Annotated in this window: 19 protein-coding genes; 6 read left to right on the plus strand and 13 right to left on the minus strand. The window is 63.4% G+C overall.

The features are described from left to right. Positions 1 to 30: 30 nt before the first annotated feature. The 10 genes from E4631_RS07630 to fumC all read right to left on the minus strand — a co-directional run bounded on the left by E4631_RS07630 (position 31) and on the right by fumC (position 8,298). Positions 31 to 1,179 (minus strand): efflux RND transporter periplasmic adaptor subunit, encoded by a 1,149-nt coding sequence (locus E4631_RS07630; RefSeq protein WP_133659519.1) that lies wholly within the window; start codon positions 1,177 to 1,179, stop codon positions 31 to 33. Positions 1,180 to 1,216: 37 nt separating this feature from the next. After that, entirely contained in the window at positions 1,217 to 1,486 is a 270-nt protein-coding gene (locus E4631_RS07635) for a hypothetical protein (protein WP_133659520.1), read from the minus strand. A 202-nt stretch (positions 1,487 to 1,688) separates the two neighbouring features. Next, positions 1,689 to 3,065 carry an ATP-binding protein gene (locus E4631_RS07640; protein ID WP_166648236.1) on the minus strand — a complete coding sequence of 459 codons (1,377 nt, stop codon included), beginning with the start codon at positions 3,063 to 3,065 and terminating at the stop codon, positions 1,689 to 1,691. A gap of 164 nt (positions 3,066 to 3,229) precedes the next feature. Continuing rightward, entirely contained in the window at positions 3,230 to 3,907 is a 678-nt protein-coding gene (locus E4631_RS07645; RefSeq protein ID WP_133659522.1) for a response regulator transcription factor, read from the minus strand. Positions 3,908 to 4,062: 155 nt separating this feature from the next. Continuing rightward, positions 4,063 to 4,554, minus strand: a complete 492-nt coding sequence (locus E4631_RS07650) for a DinB family protein (protein ID WP_133659523.1) — start codon at positions 4,552 to 4,554, stop codon at positions 4,063 to 4,065. A gap of 136 nt (positions 4,555 to 4,690) precedes the next feature. Further along, complete coding sequence (locus E4631_RS07655; RefSeq protein ID WP_133659524.1) at positions 4,691 to 5,155, minus strand: hypothetical protein; 465 nt, start codon at positions 5,153 to 5,155, stop codon at positions 4,691 to 4,693. Positions 5,156 to 5,215: 60 nt separating this feature from the next. Then, positions 5,216 to 5,623: a diacylglycerol kinase family protein gene (locus tag E4631_RS07660; protein ID WP_133659525.1), complete on the minus strand. Its 408-nt coding sequence runs from the start codon at positions 5,621 to 5,623 to the stop codon at positions 5,216 to 5,218. Next, positions 5,616 to 6,203, minus strand: a complete 588-nt coding sequence (locus tag E4631_RS07665) for a GNAT family N-acetyltransferase (RefSeq protein WP_133659526.1) — start codon at positions 6,201 to 6,203, stop codon at positions 5,616 to 5,618. Before E4631_RS07665 ends, E4631_RS07660 begins: the two co-directional genes overlap by 8 nt. A 128-nt stretch (positions 6,204 to 6,331) precedes the next feature. Beyond that, entirely contained in the window at positions 6,332 to 6,655 is a 324-nt protein-coding gene (locus tag E4631_RS07670) for a hypothetical protein (protein ID WP_133659527.1), read from the minus strand. Positions 6,656 to 6,888: 233 nt separating this feature from the next. Next, on the minus strand, positions 6,889 to 8,298 hold the full coding sequence (gene fumC, locus E4631_RS07675; protein ID WP_133659528.1) for a class II fumarate hydratase: 1,410 nt from the start codon (positions 8,296 to 8,298) through the stop codon (positions 6,889 to 6,891). A 158-nt stretch (positions 8,299 to 8,456) separates the two neighbouring features. On the opposite strand from fumC, the gene E4631_RS25860 reads away from it, so the two are divergent. From E4631_RS25860 to E4631_RS07690, 4 genes are all read left to right on the plus strand, one after another. Further along, positions 8,457 to 8,633 carry a hypothetical protein gene (locus tag E4631_RS25860; RefSeq protein WP_166648237.1) on the plus strand — a complete coding sequence of 59 codons (177 nt, stop codon included), beginning with the start codon at positions 8,457 to 8,459 and terminating at the stop codon, positions 8,631 to 8,633. A 339-nt stretch (positions 8,634 to 8,972) separates the two neighbouring features. Continuing rightward, the gene (locus E4631_RS07680; protein ID WP_133659529.1) at positions 8,973 to 11,234 is read left to right on the plus strand and encodes a M28 family metallopeptidase; all 2,262 of its coding nucleotides are present in this window, start codon (positions 8,973 to 8,975) and stop codon (positions 11,232 to 11,234) included. A gap of 208 nt (positions 11,235 to 11,442) precedes the next feature. Then, positions 11,443 to 13,608: a S9 family peptidase gene (locus E4631_RS07685; protein WP_133659530.1), complete on the plus strand. Its 2,166-nt coding sequence runs from the start codon at positions 11,443 to 11,445 to the stop codon at positions 13,606 to 13,608. A 184-nt stretch (positions 13,609 to 13,792) separates the two neighbouring features. Further along, complete coding sequence (locus tag E4631_RS07690) at positions 13,793 to 14,878, plus strand: proline iminopeptidase-family hydrolase (RefSeq protein ID WP_133659531.1); 1,086 nt, start codon at positions 13,793 to 13,795, stop codon at positions 14,876 to 14,878. A gap of 119 nt (positions 14,879 to 14,997) precedes the next feature. Here the strand turns inward: E4631_RS07690 and E4631_RS07695 are convergent, their stop codons facing one another. The 3 genes from E4631_RS07695 to E4631_RS07705 form a co-directional block, all read right to left on the minus strand. Next, complete coding sequence (locus tag E4631_RS07695; RefSeq protein ID WP_133659532.1) at positions 14,998 to 16,056, minus strand: energy transducer TonB; 1,059 nt, start codon at positions 16,054 to 16,056, stop codon at positions 14,998 to 15,000. Positions 16,057 to 16,150: 94 nt separating this feature from the next. Beyond that, positions 16,151 to 16,789, minus strand: a complete 639-nt coding sequence (locus E4631_RS07700) for an RNA polymerase sigma factor (protein ID WP_166648238.1) — start codon at positions 16,787 to 16,789, stop codon at positions 16,151 to 16,153. A gap of 86 nt (positions 16,790 to 16,875) precedes the next feature. Beyond that, complete coding sequence (locus E4631_RS07705; RefSeq protein ID WP_133659534.1) at positions 16,876 to 17,313, minus strand: hypothetical protein; 438 nt, start codon at positions 17,311 to 17,313, stop codon at positions 16,876 to 16,878. 343 nt (positions 17,314 to 17,656) lie between these two features. Between E4631_RS07705 and E4631_RS07710 the strand changes: the two genes are divergently transcribed. Next, positions 17,657 to 18,058: a hypothetical protein gene (locus E4631_RS07710; RefSeq protein ID WP_133659535.1), complete on the plus strand. Its 402-nt coding sequence runs from the start codon at positions 17,657 to 17,659 to the stop codon at positions 18,056 to 18,058. 114 nt (positions 18,059 to 18,172) lie between these two features. Beyond that, complete coding sequence (locus tag E4631_RS07715) at positions 18,173 to 19,168, plus strand: hypothetical protein (protein WP_133659536.1); 996 nt, start codon at positions 18,173 to 18,175, stop codon at positions 19,166 to 19,168. The last annotated feature ends 113 nt before the right edge of the window (positions 19,169 to 19,281 follow it).

Raw genomic sequence — 19,281 nt, forward strand, 5'->3', positions numbered from 1 at the left:
TTCGTTGCGCTCGCAATGACAAACGGCCCGTCACTCCCCATTCTTCGCCAGCAGCGAATCCATCTGCACCGTCCGACCCTGGATTTTCTGGCCGTCGTGCAGCTCGGGCGCGCCCTCGTACACCACGCGCTCGCCGGGTTTCAGGCCGCTCTGCACCACGTAGAAGTCGCCGAGGCGCGTCTGCGGTATGAAGCTGCGTGGGTGAATAGTGTTGGTTTTGTCGACTACGTACACGTAGTTTTTATCCTGCAGCTCAAACACCGCCCGCTGGGGCACCAGCAGCGCATCGGGGAGGGTAGAGGTGAGGCGCACCTTGCCCGAGGCGCCGTGCTTGAGCATGCGCTGCGGGTTGGGGAAGCGCGCCCGGAAGGCCAGCGAGCCCGTGTTTGGATTAAACTCGCTCTCGGTGGTTTCGATGAGGCCGCCCATGGCGTAGCGCGAGCCGTCGGCCAGCGTGAGCTGCACCGAATCAGGGTGGCGCTCGGGGTGCTGCTGGCGGGCCTTCACGTAGGCCATGTAGTTGGCCTCCGCCACGTTGAAGTAGGCGTACACCGCGTGTAAGTCAGACACCGTCGTGAGCAGCGTGCCCTTCTCCACGATGCTGCCCACCTTGAGCGGAATGCGGTCAATTACGCCATCAAACGGCGCGCGCACCAGCGTGTAGCCGATGTTGAGCTGGGCAGCGGCTACCCCGGTGCGGGCGTCGGCCACGCGGGCCTCGGCGTCCTTCACCTTGCTGTTGGCCAGTTCCAGCTCGCTCTTGGCAATCACGTTTTTGCCCACCAGCAGGCGCACGCGCTCGCGCTCTACGCGGGCCGAGGCAGCCTGGGCCTGGGCGCTGGCCACGGAGGCTTCGGCCTGGTTGCGCGTGTTCTTAAACGCGCTGGCATTGAGGCGGAACAGCGGCTGGCCCTTCTTCACGGGCCGGCCCTCATCCACAAAAATGTGTTCCAGAAAGCCGTTGACCTGCGCCCGCACCTCCACGTTGCGCACCGCCTGAATATCGGCCACGTAGTCGTGAAACAACTCCTGCTCCGAGTTTTTGAGGGTCACGACGGGCACTTCGGCCGGGGCCTCGGCGGTGTCCTTCTCGGCCTTGGCCGAGCAGCCGCCGAGCAGGCCCGCCGTGGTGGCCAGCAGCGCGAACGAGAAAAAAGAGCGACTAAAAACGGTGTGCATGGGTAGAGAAATGAGCAATGGAAAAGGCCTCGGCCGGCTATTGGGAAGGTACGGCGGCGGTGGGCAGGGCGGCCGACGCCGGAGGGCGCAGGGCCAGCAGGCTGTCCTGGCGCTGGTGGTCGGCCTGGCAGTGGGCCAGCAGCTTCTGCGTCATGCGCAGGTCGGCTTCGGTTTCCTGCAAGTCGTCGAAGTCACCGGCCACAGCCGGCCGCGAATAAAGCAGGAAACCATTGAATACCAATGATAACACCAGCGCCCCGCCCAGCAGCAAGGCCAGAAAATTTAAGGAGCGTGGTTTGGGAGACATAGGTAAGTAGCATGGTTCAACTACTTACAAAGTACTCAATCTGACATTAAAACGGTGTGAGAACCGTATTAAAAAAGATGAAAATCCAGTGAAAATAGTAGTGTGAAGTTTCCACTTCGTGCGCGGGCGGCGCGAGCAGGCGGAACCGAGCGGCGCGCCCGACCATGCTCGCGCCGCTCGCGCACGAAGTGGAAACTTCACACTACGCCGCGGCCGGTAACCATACCGTTGCCGTGGTCCCTACCCCCTCTGCCGAGGCCAGGGCCAGCCGGCCGCCGTGGCGCTGCACGATGCGTTGGGTGAGGGGTAGGCCCAGGCCGTAGCCGGGGCGGCCCAGGGCGCCGGGCGCCCGGTACAGCGGCTCGTAGATGTGGCCCAGCTCGTCGGGGCTGAGGCCGCGGCCCCGGTCGATGACGCGCACTTGCAGCACGGTGGGGCCGTCGTAGCCCAGCTCGGCCAGCACCGGCCCAGTTGAGTACTTACCGGCATTGTCGAGCAGGTTGAGCAGGGCCGTGGTGAGCAGCTCGGCATTGCCGGGCACCATAAATACGTCGGTGTCGGCCGCCGCGTCGGGCAGCGTGCCGAAGGCTAGGCGCAGCTCACGGCCGGGATACTTGGCGCGGGCATATTCGAGGGCCTGGCTCAGGCACTCATCGAGGCGCACCGGCGTAAAGGGGGGTAGGGTGCCATCGGCCCTAGCCAGCGCCAACAGGCTGGTGGTGAGGCTCTGCAGGTGGCGGGCGGCGTCGAGCGAGTGGGCCAGGCTCTCGCGGGCGGCGGGCAGGGTAGCATCGTAGGCCAGGGCCGTTTCGAGGGTGCCGGTGAGGGTAGTGAGGGGCGTGCGCAGCTCGTGCGAGGCGTGGCTGAGAAAGCTCTTCTGGGCCTCAAAGGCCTGCTCCAGCCCGGCCAGCATGCCGTTGAAGGCGCGCGCCAGCTGGGCCAGCTCGTCGCGCCCGTTGCCCTCGGGCAGCCGCCTACCCAGGTTGGTGGCCGAAATGCGCCCCGCCTGCCGGCCAATGCGCGCCACCGGCGCCAGCGCCGCCCCCGCAAAGTACCAGCCGGCCAAAATGGTGAGCGCCAGCGCACCCACGTTGCCCAGCAGCAGCAGCAGCCCCAGCTGGTGCAGCCGCGCCCAGCCCAGCTGGTCGTCGGCCGACACAAAAATGCGGTAGGGCGCGCCCGCGTGGTCGTAGCCCAGGCCCACCGCCTCGCGCCGCCCGCCCAGCCCGAATGCTACCTGCTGCCCCGGCCCCAGCGCCGCCAGCCGGGCGCGGTACGGCGCTTGGTCAAAGTCGTCGGCGCTGCTGTAGCGCAGCTCGCCGCCCGGCCCATAAATACTGATTTGCTCATTCGCCAGCGTCAGCAAATCGCGACGGCGCAGGGTGCCCAGTTGCCCGGTTTCGAGCTTGCCGGGCCGGATAAGCAGCCGCGCCGCCAGCGTAGCGCTGGTGCCCAGCCGGTGCTCAAAGCGCTGCGCCCGCGTGCTGACGTTGAAATAATAAATGAACGCCGAAAAGCTGACCTGAATCGCCAGCACCACCAGCGTAAAGCGCAGCATCAGCTTATTACGAATCAGCACAGTTTTTTGAATGGGTAATGGGTACTGGGCAATAAAGAACGTCATGCTGAGCTTGTCGAAGCATCTCTACCGTGCTACTAACCTCAAACGTTGGAAGTTAGTGATGCAAAAGAGATGCTACGACAAGCTCAGCATGACGTTCTTTATTGCCCCTCATAGGGTCCCTACCCCTCCCGCATCACGTAGCCCATGCCCACCACGGTATGGATGAGCTTAGGCGAGAAATCGCGGTCCAGCTTCTTGCGCAAATAGCTCACGTACACGTCAATGACATTCGTAGTCGTGTCAAAATCCAGGTCCCAGACGCGCTCGGCGATATCGACGCGCGAGATGACGCGGCCGCGGTTGCGCAGCAGGTGCTCCAGCAGCGAGTACTCGCGAGTGGTGAGGGCGATGCGCTGGCCGGCGCGGGTCACGGATTTGGCGTCGAGGTCGAGCACAAGGTCGGCCATGCGCAGCTCGCGGCGCTCGTCGCCGGCGGCGGCGTAGCGCTGGGTGAGGGCGCGGGCCCGCATCAACAACTCTCTGAATTCGAAGGGTTTGACCAGGTAGTCGTCGGCGCCGGCCGCGAAGCCGGCTTCCTTATCGTCGAGGCTGTCGAGGGCCGTGAGCAACAGCACCGGCACCCGGCGGTGGTTCGCCCGAATGCGCTGGCACAGCTCCACGCCGTTGAGGTAGGGCAGGTTCACGTCCAGAATTACGAGGTCGTATGGCTGCTGGTCATAGAGCGACCAGCCCGTGCGCCCGTCGTAGGCCACGGTCAGGTCGTAGCCCTCGTGCTCAAAACCTTTTTTGATGAACGAGGCCAGCGGCGGCTCGTCTTCCACCAAGAGTATTTTCATAAACGCAACGTACTAACGGGCCATGCTGGGCCGGCTTCACCAACAACAGGCTGCCTCACCCCAAGGCGAAGCAGCCTGTTAAAAATGTAAAACGGAGTGGCACTCCGTTTCCGCGTGAACGAGTCGTTCAACGATAAGCGGAGTGCCACTCCGTTTTACAGCTGCGGAACTACCTGGCCGGCTTGCTCGCGGCAGTAGGTGATGAAGTCGGAGTTAACCGGCTCCAGGCCGCCTTCGCGCATTTTGACTGCCACCTGGCCGCGGTGGTAGCTGGCGTGCACCACGCAGTGCGTCAGGATATCGCTCACCTGCGAGTCGAAGGCATCGCCCTGGGAGTTAGCGTATTGAATGTGGCGCAGCAGCTCGGTTTCGTCGGCGTTGGCGCAGAGGTCGGCAAATGCCTGCGAGGTTTGCTCGTGCCAGTGGTGCAGGCCGGCCAGGTCGTGCTCCTGCCACACCTTGAGGGGGCTGGCTGTGCCGCTGAGGCGCGCAATCCAGATGGCCTGGGCATTAATGACGTGGCTGAAAATGCGCAGCGCGGGCTGAGGAGCTTCTTTGCCGGCGGCTACCGACGAGTCGAGGCGGCGCAGCAAGGTTTCGTTGGCCCACACGTTGAAGGTGCCGAGCTTGGCGATGGTGTTAATCATTGGTTGAATTATGAGTTATGAATTGAGAGCTATGAGTTGAAAAGTCATCATCCATGAGCCAAAGCTAAGGCCACGCCAGATAGCGGCCGGCCAGCTTTTAACTCATAACTCATAACTTTTAACTCATAACTAAGCATCACCGCGGGTCTTGCCACACCAGCTGCTCGTTGGTTTTGCGCTTGTCGAAGCTGCCGCAGCGGCCGTCGCCCTTGCCCGTGATGCCACCCTCGGGGTGGCACAGCACGTGGCCTTGCAGGTCGTAGAGCGTCGATTGCTGGTCGCAGCACGGCGCCGACTCATAATACACCGATTCGCCGTCGTAGCGGTAGCGCGTGATGCGGATAATGGGGTTGCGCTTGCGCGTGGCCAGGATACTCTGGATGCGGCTTTCGAGCCACGCGGGGCGCGCGGTGCTGTCGAGGCGCATGTCGCGGGTGGGCACGCCATCCACGGTGTTAGCGCTGGTGGGGGCCACGGTATTGTCCGAAACGAAGGTTTCGGATGGCGGGGTAGTAGGGGTATTCACTACCACATCTTGCTGGCAGGCGCCCAGCGACAAAGCCAACAGGGTAATCGTAACGGGAATAAAAAAACGGCGCATAAGAAGGGGGTAGGGAAACGCGAGACTCAGAAATAGTCTTACGTCAACCAGCCCGCATAGTTAGCGCGGCAGTAAGGCCCATATTTTGGGGCCGAATATGCAGCTGCCCACCGCCAGCGCGCCCAGCGCGGCTAATAGCACGGCGCCGGCCGCCACGTCTTTGGCCTTGCCAGCCAGCGGGTGGTAATCGGGCGAGGCCAGATTAGTGAGCGTTTCGATAGCCGTGTTGAACAGCTCGGCGGCCCATACGCCGGTCACCGCCAGCGCCACCAGCGCCCACTCGCTCAGGCTCAGCCTCATATAAAGCCCCAGCCCCAGCACCGCCACCGTGGCTACCGCATGAAACTGCAAGTGCAGCTCGGAGCGCAGCGCTGCCCCTACCCCCCGAAAGGCGTGCCCAAAGCTGGCCGCCCGGCGCCGCAGTAGTCCCGGCCGCCCGGCAGGGGGTAGGGGACCGGTTTCAGACATTGTACTCGGCAAAGGTGGTGCGCCGTAGCTCGTGCCACTCGGGCCGCAAAATGCTGAAGATGACCGTGTCGCGCCGGTAGTTGTCCTGCCCGAAGCGGTGGCTGCGCAGGGTGCCCTCCTCGGTGGCGCCCATGCGGCGCATGGCGGTTTGCGACTTGTGGTTGCGGCTGTCGGTTTCCAGCTCCACGCGCTCGCAGCCCAGTTGGTCGAAGGCGTAGCCCAGCAGCAAGTGTTTGGCCGCCCGGTTGAGTCCCGTGCGCTGAAACTCAGCGCCCAGCCAGGTGTAGCCAATGCTCAGCTTCTGGTTGTCGGGGTCGATGTGGTAGTAGCTGGTGCTGCCCGCCAGCCGCCCGCTGCCCCGGTCAATAATCACGAAGGGGTAGCGCTGCCCGGCCTGCCGCGCCTGCTCGGCGGCCGCCATATAGGCGGCCAGGCTCAGCACATCGTCGGCGCGGGTGATGGTAAACTGCCAGATTTCGGGGTCGAAAGCAATGAGCTTCAGGGCTTCGAAATCAGTGGCTTCGAGCGGGCGCAGGCGCACGCGGCTGTTTTCCAGTACAATGTTTTGGGAACAATCCATAGGGATGGCAAAAGCTGGTACGAGCCGCAAAGATGCCCGCTAATGGCGAATTGCCAAATCGCCTACCCCCCTCAAAAGCAAGCAGCCCCGCGCCGGGTGGGCGCGGGGCTGCTGGTCAGGCTGCTAGGTTAGCGCACCTGCCCATCGTGCTTTTGGCGGTTGATGGCGCGGCTATCGCGGTTCTCCGTCTGGCGCAAGTCTTGGCGCTCGCCGGGCGTTACCACGCCGTCGGCGCGGGCGGCTCGCTTTTCGGCCGTTAGGCCGGCTTCGCGGCCCCGCATACGGGCAGCTTCGCGGTGGTTCAGCTCACCCGAGGCGACGCCCTGGCGAATACGGGCGCGCTGGTTTTGCTCGCGGGCATTGACAACGGGCGTGCGGGTTTGGGCCTGAGCCGTGGCGAGACTGGCTACTACGAGCAGGGCGGCGGCAGCCGAAAACAAACGATTATTCATGGCAAGGAGGGGTAAAGGGTGGGAGTCTCAACGAGGCCGTTCGACGCGCGCCACCCGCCGTGGTTTAGCCGCCCGCCTCAAAAAAAGCTGGGCCCGCCAGCGAGGCCACCCTACCCCCCTGAATTAAAGTAAGCAGCGATGAAGCAGCCGGGCACTGGTGAACACAAAAAAGCGGCCGGAGCGGCTCGCCATTGGCTATGGCGCCGCTCCGGCCGCTTGGTTCAAGGCAAGGGCTAGCTGATGTTGATGTCGCCTACCATGTCCTCGGGCTTCAGCCACTGGTCGAACTCCTCGGGCGTCACGTAGCCGAGCTGCACGGCGGTTTCCTTGAGGGTCGAGTTGTTTTTGTGGGCGGTTTGGGCAATTTCGGCGGCTTTGTAGTAGCCGATGTGCGGGTTGAGGGCCGTCACGAGCATCAGGCTGCTATCGACGTGCTTCTTGATGTTGGGCAGGATGGGCGTGATGCCCACCGCGCACTTGTCGTTGAAAGCCACGCACACGTCGCCGATGAGGCGGGCCGAGTGCAGAAAGTTGTAAATCATCATCGGCTTGAACACGTTCAACTCAAAGTGGCCCATTGAGCCGCCCACCGTGACGGCGACGTCGTTGCCCATCACCTGGGCCGATACCATGGTCATGGCCTCGCACTGCGTGGGATTCACCTTGCCGGGCATGATGCTGGAGCCAGGCTCGTTGTCGGGAATCGAGATTTCGCCGATGCCGGCGCGCGGGCCGCTGCTGAGCATGCGCACGTCGTTGGCGATTTTCATCAGGCTCACGGCCACGGTTTTGAGGGCACCGTGAGCCTCCACGATGGCGTCGTGGGCAGCCAGGGCTTCAAACTTATTCTCGGCCGTGACGAAAGGCAGGCCGGTGAGGTCGGCGATGTGCTTGGCCACGTTTTCCGAGTAATTCGGCGGCGTGTTTATGCCTGTGCCCACGGCCGTGCCGCCCAGCGCCAGCTCGCTGAGGTGGGGTAGGGAATTGTTGATGGCGCGCAGGCCGTGGTCGAGCTGCGAGGCGTAGCCCGAAAACTCCTGGCCCAGGGTCAGCGGCGTGGCATCCATGAAGTGGGTGCGGCCGATTTTAACAATGTCTTTGAACTCTAGCGCCTTGGCCTTCAGCGTGTCGCGCAGCTTGGTAATGCCCGGAATCGTCAGCTCCACCAGGATTTTGTAGGCCGCGATGTGCATGGCCGTCGGGAAGGTGTCGTTGCTCGACTGCGACTTATTCACGTCGTCGTTGGGGGCCAAGAACTTCTTTTCGTCGCCCAGCAGGCCGCCGTGCAGCACGTGGCCGCGGTAAGCAATGACCTCGTTCATGTTCATGTTCGACTGCGTGCCCGAGCCGGTTTGCCACACCACCAGCGGAAACTGGTCGGCCAGGTGGCCCGCCAGAATCTCGTCGGCCACCTGGCCAATGAGGTCGGCCTTGTCGGCGTCCAGAATGCCCGCGTCGCGGTTGGTGAGGGCAGCGGCTTTCTTCAAGTAGGCAAAGGCTTTGATAATTTCCTTTGGCATCTTGTTGATATCCTGCGCAATCGGGAAGTTCTCGATGCTGCGCTGGGTTTGGGCGCCCCAATAGGCGTCGGCGGGCACTTGCACCTGGCCCATGGTGTCTTTTTCGGTGCGGAACTGGCTCATGCGGGTGAGATAGTGAGGTGGTGAACTGGTGAGAAGGCCAAGCGGCAAGGCCAGGCGGCCCGCGCAAAAGTACAGTACCCACCCCCGCCCCGTCAGCCATTACCCTCTTAACTGCGTAAGCACGGCTCACTAGTTCACCTCTCACTAGTTCACCTCCTATGAACGAGCCCACGCCTACCCCCGACCCCCACACCGAGCCGCCCGTACCCGTGCAGGGCGACGGTGTGCCCGACTACGAAAACGTAGAAATCAAGACCGAAACCGACCTGCCTACCCCCACCAAGCCCGGCGGCAGCGCCACCGAGCCCGAAAGCGGCGGCGGCTACAGCGGCTAGGTTTTCGATTTCCTACCCCCTTACGCGCCGCGCTGTCCCTCACGGGCTGGCGCGGCGCTTTGGTGTTTTAGAAATAGGGCTTACGCAACTCGTTTGTCATTGCGAGCGAAGCGAAGCAATCGTACCAGAACGACGCCCACGCCAATCGTTCGTCCATTGTGCTGGTGCGATTGCCGCGCTTCGCTCGCAATGACAAACGTCTCTGGTGTAAGCCCTAAGCAATTTGATAATAAGACGAAAAAACAGCACGTTTCGGCGGCAAGCGGGCGCTATCTTTCGCCGGCCTACTTCTCGCATAGCGAGTGATGGGCCTTCGGCTTTCTCCACATCAACCTGCTTATGCTGAAACGCTACCCCCTGCTGCTGCTCGCGGCTGGCCTGCTATCCCGTGCGACCGCCGCCCAGACTGCTCCGCCTGCCGCCCCAAAGCCGTTGCTGGGCTTCGTGCCCGCCACGGCCGCCACCGAGTACCAACTCGAAGCTAAGTTCGATGCCCAGCTCAAGGCCGACGAGCTGCGCCAGTGGATGAAGCGCCTGGCCGCCCACCCGCACCACGTGGGCTCGCCCTACGACAAGGACAACGCGGAATTCATGGCTGGCCTGTTCAAAAGCTGGGGCTACGCCACGCGCATCGACGTGTCGTACGTGCTGTTTCCGACGCCCAAGCTGCGCAAGCTGGAGCTGGTGGCGCCTACCCCCTACGTGGCGGGCCTCACCGAAAAGCCAGTGCCCGAAGACGCCACCTCGGGCCAGACCAGCGAGCAGCTGCCCACTTACAATGCCTACTCGAAGGACGGCGACGTGACCGCCGAGCTGGTGTTTGTGAACTACGGCATCCCGAAAGACTACGAGGAGCTGGCCCGCCGCGGCATCGACGTGAAGGGTAAAATCGTGATTGCCAAGTACGGCGGCTCGTGGCGCGGCATCAAGCCCAAGGTGGCCGCCGAGATGGGCGCCATCGGCTGCCTCATCTACTCCGACCCCAAAGACGACGGCTACGCCCAGGGCGACGTGTACCCCAAGGGCCCCTTCAAGCCCGAAACCGGCGCCCAGCGCGGCTCGGTGCTCGACATGCCCACCTACCCCGGCGACCCCCTCACGCCCGGCTATGGCTCAACCAAAAACGCCAAGCGCCTCGACTACCGCACCGCGCCCACCCTCACGCAGATACCCGTGCTACCCATCTCGTACGGCGACGCCCTGCCCCTGCTCTCGGCGCTGGCCGGGCCGATGGCGCCGCCCGACTGGCGCGGCGCGCTGCCCATCGGCTACCACCTCGGGCCGGGGCCGGCCAAGGTGCACTTGCAGCTGGAATTCAACTGGAAAACGGAGCCCATTTACAACGTCATCGCCACGCTGCGGGGTAGGGAGCTGCCCGACGAGTGGGTGCTGCGCGGCAACCACCACGACGCCTGGGTCAACGGCGCCAGCGACCCGCTCAGCGGCATGGTGGCCGAGCTGGAAGAAGCCCGCGCCATCGGCGAGCTGGTGAAAACCGGCTGGCGGCCCCGCCGCACGCTCATGTTCTGCGCCTGGGACGGCGAGGAGCCCGGCCTGCTGGGCTCCACGGAGTGGGCCGAAACCAACGCCAAGGACATCCAGAAGCACGTGGTGGCCTACCTTAATACTGATAACAGCGACCGCGGCTTTCTGGGCGTGGCGGGCTCGCACACCCTGGAAAAGTTTTTCAACCAGGTGGCGCGCGACGTGCAAGACCCCGAAAAACCGATGTCCATCTTGGAGCGGCGCCGCGCCAACGACCTGGTAAACGGCAGTGCCGAGGTGCAGAAAGATGCCCGCGAGCGGCCCGACCTGCGCATCGGGGCCCTAGGCGCGGGCTCCGACTACTCGCCCTACCTCCAGCATTTGGGTATTCCGTCGATGAACGTGGGCTTTGGCGGTGAGGCGGCGGGCGGCGAGTATCACTCGATTTTTGACTCGTTCGATGATTTCACGCGCTTCAAAGACCCCACGTTTGCCTACGGCGTGGCGCTGGCCCAAACCATGGGCCGCTGCGAACTGCGCCTGGTCAATGCCGACGTGCTGCCCTTCGAGTTTCAGAATTTCTCGAACACCGTGGCCAAGTACAGCACCGAAGTCAAGAAGCTGACCGACGACATGCGCACTGAAACCGCCAAGCAAACCAAGCTGCTGGCCGAGCAGCGCTACGAGGCCGTGTCGAACCCCAGCCAGCCGCTTCTACCCCCCAAAGCCCAGGCCGCCGTGCCCCAGCTCGACTTCGCACCCCTCGACGCGGCTTTGCAGAAGCTGGCCCAAAGCGCCCAGGCCTACGAGCAGGCCCGCCAAAACCCCCTACCCCCCGACCGCCAGAAAGCCCTCGACCAGCTCCTGTACCAGGCTGAGCAGCAACTCCTCAGCAACGAAGGCCTGCCGCGCCGGCCCTGGTACCGGCACCAGCTCTACGCGCCCGGCTTCTACACCGGCTACGGCGTGAAAACCATGCCCGGCATCCGCGAAGCCGTGGAGGAGCGCAAGTGGGCCGAGGCCGACGAGCAGATAAAGCGCACCGCCGCGGCCATCGACCGCTTTGCCGGGCAGGTGAGCCAGGCGGCGACTACGGCCACGCCGAAGGTGCTGTAAGGTAAGAAGGGTGGTTTGAATCTTATGGAGCAAACCAGCAGAACGTCATGCTCATCTGGCGTCCGCCTGTCGAAGCATCTCTACCGCGCCGTTGGGGGTAGTAATCCAACGATGCGACCAAGATGCTTCGACAGGCGGACGCCAGATGAGCATGACGTTCTGCTGGTTTGCGCAACGTACTAATGCACTACTGATAATTCTGAAGACTATGAAAAAAAGTACCCTAGCCCTCCTGGCTTGCTGCGCCACGCTGGCCGCCCGCGCCCAAAAGACCCCCGAGCCAGTGAAAGTCACCGACCTACTGAAAATCGAGCAAGTGAACAACATCACCCTGACCCGCGACGGAAAGCGGGCGGCCTTTAGCGTGCTGGCCGTGGTGCCCGATGAGAAAAACAAGGCCGACTACAAAAACGTGAGCCAGCTCTACGCCGTCGGCACCGAGGCGGGGGCCGTGCCGCGGCAGCTCACCTTCGGCAAGGAGGGTGCCGCGCAGCCCGCCTGGAGCCCCGACGGTCGGCGGCTGGCCTTCGTGCGGCCCATCGACGACAAGCCGCAGGTATTCGTGATGGCCGCCGATGGCGGCGAGGCCCGGCAGCTCACGCGCTTCAAGTACGGCGCTACTACCCCCAAGTGGTCGCCCGATGGCCGGCAGGTGCTGTTTGGGGCGGCCATTCCGCTGCGCGAATTGGTGAAAGACTCGCTGCTGAACGCTAGCAAATCCCAACCCCTCTGGTCGTACGAGAAGCCGGGCTTTGCTAAGAATTCGCCCCTGAACTCGGCCCGGCCCAACGCCGATGGTAGCCTGGCCGAGGTGCGTGCCTACCTCGACAAAAACGAGCTGGACAAAAAAGCCAAGGTGCTTGATAACCTTGATTTTCAAGATGAAAAGGACGTGTCGGCCGATAAAAGTCTGGCTCAGTTGTTCCTGATTAGCGCCACCGACCCGGCCGCGCAGCCGGTGGCTATCACCCACGGTTTCTACCGCTTTACGCAGGCCGATTTCACGCCCGATGGCCAGCACCTGCTACTGCTGGCGGCCATCGACTCGGTGCGCCACCCCGACCGCGCCCAGGAAAACGCGGTGTTCTTGGCCGACCGCGACGGCCGCCACCTGCGCCGCCTGCTGGGCCAGGACAGCACCGCCTACACTACGCCGGCGGTGTCGCCCTCGGGCCGGTGGCTGGCGTACCAGCAGTCGCCCACCGGGCGCGTGGCCGTGCCCAAGCTGCTGGTCATGCCGTTGGGCGGCGGCCCAGCCATTACCATTCCGCTCGACCGCAACCCGGCCGGCCTCACCTGGAGCAGCGATAGCAAGTACCTGTATTTCACGGCCCAAGCCAACGGCGGCGTGCCGCTGTACCGGGTGAATATCAGCACGCGCAAAGTCGAAAATCTATCGGCTGACGATACGGGTATTCTGAGCTTCGACGTGGCGCAGGGCCACGTGGTGTATGCCCAAACCGGCGTGCGCAACCCCTCCGACTTATTCGTGGCCGACGCCAATCTGCACCAGGTACACCGCGCCGGCACCTTCAACGATTGGGTGAAGACCCGGCGGCTGTCGGTGCCCGAAAAGCACAGCTTCGTGAACGACAAGGGCCTGACCGTGGAGTATTGGGTGATGAAGCCCACTGCCTACCAGGCCGGCCAGAAATACCCGCTGCTGCTCGAAATCCACGGTGGCCCGGCGGCCATGTGGGGGCCGGGTGAGGCTAGCATGTGGCACGAGTTTCAGTACTTCGCCAGCCAGGGCTACGGCGTGGTGTATGGCAATCCGCGCGGCTCGGGCGGCTACGGCGAGCAGTTTTTGCGGGCCAATATCAACGACTGGGGCACCGGCCCGAGCCGCGACGTGCTCACGGCCCTCGACCAAACCGTGGCCCAGGGCTGGGCCGACCCCAACAAGTTGGTGGTGACTGGCGGCTCCTACGCCGGCTACCTCGTGGCCTGGATTGTAAGCCATGACCACCGTTTCCAGGCCGCCTGCTCGCAGCGCGGCGTGTACGACCTGGCCACGTTTTTTGGCGAAGGCAACGCCTGGCGCCTGGTGCCCAACTACTTCGGCGGCTACCCCTGGCAGCCGGCGGTGCGGGCGGTACTCACCCGCGAGTCGCCCATCACCTACGTCGAGAATATTACTACCCCCTACATTCTCTTTCATGGTGAGAATGACCGCCGCACCGGCTTCGTGCAGGGCGAGATGCTGTACCGCAGCCTCAAGGTGCTGGGCCGCCCCGTGGAATACGTGCGCCATCCCGGCGGCACCCACGAGCTCACCCGCTCGGGCGACAACCGCCAGCGCATCGACCAGATGCTGCGCACCTACGAATTTTTTGAGCGGTATTTGCGCACCAAAGGGGTAGCCGCGCAGTAGGTCGTTTTTACTTTATTACTGCATAAAAAAGAACGTCATGCTGAGCTTGCCGAAGCATCTCGCTCGCGCCGTTTGGGTCACTGGCTCAACGATTCGAGCGAGCTGCTTCGACAAGCTCCGCATGACGTTCTGTTGGTGTTTACAAATACCTTTTAACTCCTTACATCCCCCTTTCCCTACCCCCATGAAAAAGCGTTTTCCCGCCCACCTGCCGGCGCTGTTGCTGCTTAGCGGCGCGCTACTGGCCGGCTGCGGCCAGTCGCAAGCCCCCGCCACTGCCGACGCTCCGGCCACCTCTACGAGTATGCCGGCCAACTACTTCCCGGCCGTGGAAAGTGGGGTGAAAACCGGCGGCATCCAGGTTATTCCCATCACGACCCCCAAGGGCAAGTTCAACGTCTGGACCAAGAAGTTTGGCAATAACCCCAAGATTAAAGTGCTGCTGCTCAACGGTGGGCCGGGCGCCACGCACGAGTATTTCGAGTGCATGGAGAGCTTTTTGCCGCAGGAAGGCATCGAGTTTATCTACTACGACCAGCTCGGCTGCGGCAACTCCGACAACCCCAAAGACACCAGCATGTGGAGCCTGCCGCGCTACGTGGAAGAGGTGGAGCAGGTGCGCCAGGCATTAAATCTGAATAAGGACAACTTCTACCTGCTGGGCCACAGCTGGGGCGGCATCCTGGCCGCCGAGTACGCCTTCAAATATCAGAAAAATCTAAAAGGACTCATTATCAGTAATATGATGATGAGCTGCCCCGCCTACGGCAAGTACGCCGACGAGGTGCTGGCCAAGCAGATGAAGCCCGAGGTGCTCAAGGAAATCCGCCAGATTGAGGCTAAAAAAGACTTTAGCAACCCGCGCTACATGGGCCTGCTGGAGCCCAATTTCTACGCCGAGCACCTGTGCCGCATTGTGCCCAATCCCGAGCCCGTAACCCGCGCCATGAGCAAAATTAACCAGTCGCTCTACGTGACCATGCAGGGCCCCAGCGAGTTCGGCATCTCGGGCAAGCTCACCAATTGGGACCGGGTGCCCGACCTGCCCAAGCTCACGGTGCCATTCCTGTCCATCGGCGGCAAATACGACACCATGGACCCCGCCCACATGGCCATGATTGCCACCAAGGTGCAGAAAGGCGCCTCGCTCATCTGCCCCCAGGGTAGCCACATGGCCATGTACGACGACCAGCAAACCTACATGAAAGGCTTCATCACCTTCCTGAAAACGGTAGATGACGGCTCCTTCAAAGCCGGTATGCAGCTGTAAGGTAACTGCTTGTCATTGCGAGCAACGCGAAGCAATCGCCCCAGAACGAGTCGTGTGGGTGTCGTTCTGGGGCGATTGCTTCGCGTTGCTCGCAATGACAGTCGGCTCAATACGCCTCTTTACTCAAACTCCACCGGCACGTCAATCGTTTGGGCGGCGCGCCGGCCGCCGCTGATGCCGGGCGCCCAGGTCGGGCCTTCCTGCAGCAGCCGGATGGCCTCGGCGTCGTAGTCGGCGCGCAGCTTGCGCACGGCCTCGGCTTGCTCCAGCTTGCCACCGGCCCCAATGCGCAGGCGCACCAGCACGCGGCCGGTGCGACGCGGCCCGTCGCGCATTTCGGGCTCAAACTCGGCCGCCCCTTTCTTCAGGTACTCACGCAGCGCCGCGTAACCACCCGTGGGTGAGGCCGCCAGCGCTGGTGGCGGTGGCATGGCCGCCCGCAGGCGGTCGGTAGCTTCGCGGGCCTGGGCCGGGCTAGGGGGGGTAAGGGCTACCGCTACTTCTGAAAGCGTTTTCACGGCTGAGTCAGTGGTAGCGGCTGCCGGTGCACTAGCAACAGTAACCGGCTGGCTAACAGCGGGCGAAGTAGTACGCTGATGGTTGGTAGTAGTTCTGCCCGCCGCCACGGGCGCGGTAGCCGCGCGCCGCTTGGGGGGCGTAGTGGCGGCAAGCTCCGGGAGGCGCGTCGCAGCCGCTGTGGGCGCGTCGGCTACCTCCGCAGCGGGGAGGGGAGCATCGGCCGGCAACGGGGGGGTAGGGGCCGGCGCGGGGCGGGGCGGCGCCACACGGGCCGCGGGTAGCGCGGTGTGCTGCCGCTGCTGCCACGCCCACCAGCCCGCCGCCAGCATCGCGAGCAGCAGGGCCGCCGCTATGGCCAGCTGCGGCGCCAGCCAGTGGTGCCGCCGGGGCCGCTGGGCTAGCCGCGCCGGGGCCTGCTGCTGCACGCGCTGCCGCAGCCGCTGCTGAAGCTGGGCCAGGGCCTGGTCGGTGGTGGTAGCTGGGGTTTGCAGTAAACCTTCCAGAATATCGGCGCAGCGGGCGCAGGCTAGCGTGTGGGTTTCTACGCGGTGCTGGGCGGCGGAGGCCAGCGTACCCGCCGCATACTGGCGCAGCAGCGCCACCGGCAGGTGCGGGCCGGCCGGGGCAGTGGCGTTCAGTAGCGGGTTGGCGGGCAGCATTTTTTTTGAATTAAGAGTTGGGAGTTAAGAATGATGAATTGGCGGGTTATGGAAGGGGGGTAGGGGCTTTATGAGCAGCATTAAAAGTAACTCTTCACTCTTCATTCCTCATTCTCAACTCCTTGCCCAGGCTGCGCTTGAGCATGCGGCGGCCGTTTTGGAGGTGGCTTTTCACGAGGTTGAGAGCGAGGCCGGTGGCGGCCACTATTTCCTGATACGATTTTTCTTCCTGATAAAATAGCTCCAGGCAGCGGCGCTGCTCGGGGGGCAGCTGCAGCATGGCCAGCTCCAGGGCTTGCAGGTCGGCCTCGTGCTGCTGGGCAGCCTCGGCCTCGATGCCGGCATCGGGCAGATGCCGGGCGGCCGCGTTTTCCACATCGGCCGCTTCGGGCATGAGCAGCAGCGGGCCGCCGCTGGCCGTGCCGCGCTGCCGCGCCCGTAGCTCCATGAGGCAAAAGTTGCGGGCCGTGGTATAGAGCCAGGCCGCAAAATTGTCGGGCGCGTGGCTGCGCAGCTTCACCACCAGCTGCTCAAAGAGCTGCATGGTAGCATCTTGCGCATCCTCATCGGGCGGGGCCAGGTAGCGGCGGCACACGCTAAACACCTCCGGCAGGTGCCGCTCATAGAGCACGCCCAGCGCGGCCACGTCGCCGCCCTGGCGGTAGCGCGCCAGCACCTCCTGGTCGGAGAGCACGGCGGCAGGAACAACGGGGGCGCGGCGGCGAAATAACACGGCAGCAAAATACGCCTGCCCCGCCCGAACCGCGCACAAAAAAGCCCGCGCCGGTGGGCGCAGGCTCTTGGTTGGCTAGCTAAAAACTACTGCTTGGCGGCAGCTTTTATGTTGGCCTTGGTTTCGCGGGCCGACTTGGCAGCGGCGTCGCCCATGGCATCCATCTTGTTGCCGGCGGCATCCATCTTGGCGTTCATGTTGGCTTTGGCTTCGGCAGCGTTGGCCTGCATTTTGTCGCCAGCGGCGTCCATTTTAGCTCCCATCTTGTTGCCGGCGGCATCCATTTTGTCGCCAGCCTCTTCCATTTTATTCTCCATTTTGTTGCCAGCGGCATCCATCTTGTCGCCGGCGGCGTCCATTTTGGTATCCATCGTGGCACCTACCGAGTCAGCGCTGGGGGTAGTTACCTCGGTGGTCGTGGTGGTCGAGCCATCGGCGTTGGTGGTTTTCGACGTGTCGGTCGAGCAAGCCGTGAAGCTCAGGGCGATGGCGGCAGCGAACAGGGTTTTCAGCGAAGTATTCATGATGAAGTAGAAATGAGGGGGTAGGGAAATTTGCTGCTTAATGCGGGCTCGCTCTTAAAAGTAACCCGCGCCCACCGCGTCTTTTTGGCTCACCCGGCTGGCTTGGTTCCGCGGCTGTTCGGGCACGAGCGCCAGCGGCCCCGCAGGCGCCGGCCACCGCGCCGCTGGCCAACGATAATAACCGGGCGCGCTTCAGAAAGCAGGCGGCTTTGGGGAGAAAAGGCGCCTTTTACTCAGGCCCTTATTCAGGGAAAACCCCGGGCCGCTGGGGGCGTGGCTGCCCGCACCACTAACTTTTTTGGGCCGCGCCAAGTATAGCCAGGTAATCTTACCCCCTCTACTTATGGACTCTACCGCCGCCACCCCCCACGCCAACCCTACCCCCGAAGTGCAGCTCCACGTCAGCGACGAGCAAAGCTCGGCCCTGCTAACCGATACCATCACCCTGCTGAGTCAAGGCCTGCCCAACGCCGATGGCGCCACCGGCCTGCACGAGCTGGAGCGCTGGGAAACCGTGCTGGCCGCCAGCACTCGCCCCGGCCTGGCCAAGATAAAGCAGGAAATCAGCCTGTTGAATCAAATGCTGAAGTCGCCCGATACCCAAGGCCACGAGGTAGCCGAAGTGCTCGCCAGCCTGGGCGCCGAGGCCGCCAAGGTGGGCGAGGAAGCCGCCAACGGCTACTCCGATGCCCTGCACAACCTGAGCCGCCTGCTCATCAAAGCCAGTAACCTGCTCTCGCGCTAGAAGAATTTGGAATGAGGAATTTGGAGTGAAGAATTATCGACCGTATAATTCTTCACTCCAAATTCCTCATTTTACATTTCAAGGAGGACCTTTGCGGGTGCTAGTTCCCCCGCCATGATTACCCTTTACGACCCTTTTGAGGGAATGCAGTTCGGCCCCGGCCACTGCTTTCTCACCGGCCAACTCGTCGGCCCCGCCGATACCATTCCGGTGTTTGCCGACTGGCTGCAAGCTACTTACGGCCTCGCCGAGCGCCCCATTTACCTGCTCGACCAGAGCCAAACTACCTACGCCGCCCTGCGCCTGCCGCTGGCCCCCGTGCTGCACGCCCGCCTGGCCACCCTGGAAGCCGAAGTAGAAGCCGCCGCGCTGGTCGGCCCCGCCGCCCTGCGCGCCCTACCCCCCGCCCGGCTGTGGCAGTGGCTGGCCAAGATGTTCTACGGCATCTTTGCCGCTGAGCTGGTGCAGCAGCAGGAGCCCCTCATCAAGCCCCAGTATCCGCTGGCCGAAAACGTGCAGCTGTTGCAGCGGTTTCGGGCGTTTTTTCAATTGCTGCAAGGCCTACGGGTGCCTACCGACTACGCCGATTTTGTGCCCGGCTCGGTATTCGTGCTCGAAGTGGATAGCCAGTTTGAAGCCCCGGCGTTTGAATACGACGACGACCTCAACACGTTGGTTTTCAGCATAAAACTGGGCAACGCCGTGGTAGTAGGCACGCTGGTCGATATCGGCTTCATCGGCCAAGCTATGCGCCAGGTGGCCCTCGATGCTCAGCGGCTGCTGCACCCAGTGCAGGTGGCTGAGTTCAAAGCCCGCGCCTACTACGCGGCCTACCTGCTGGCGGCGGTGCCCGATGTGTACCCGCGCCGCCCTACCCCCCTCGACGCGCCCGGTGCCGAGCTGGTGCTCGATGCCTTGGTCGATGACGTGACGGCCACCATCTTTAACCCCTGGGACAACCTGGCCTACGCCCACACCCTCACCGGCCTGTGGGCCCGCTGGAATATCAGCGAAGCCCGCATCCTGGCCAACCCCTTCCAACCGCTGAGCTTACTCTATACCCCCGACGGCCAGCCCCAGAGCGCCGCCGAAGCGGCCGTGTGGCTGTAGCGGTTCAGGCTACTTGACTTCGGGCCGGCGCCGGGGGGTAGGGGTCGGAAATTATGCGGCGCCGCGCGCCGTATTTGCTCAACGCCCCGCCCGGTCTGGCCGTATGCGAAACC

Origin of the sequence: Hymenobacter sp. UV11 (assembly GCF_004684095.1) — a bacterium.
In the GTDB taxonomy this organism is placed as follows: Bacteria; Bacteroidota; Bacteroidia; order Cytophagales; family Hymenobacteraceae; genus Hymenobacter.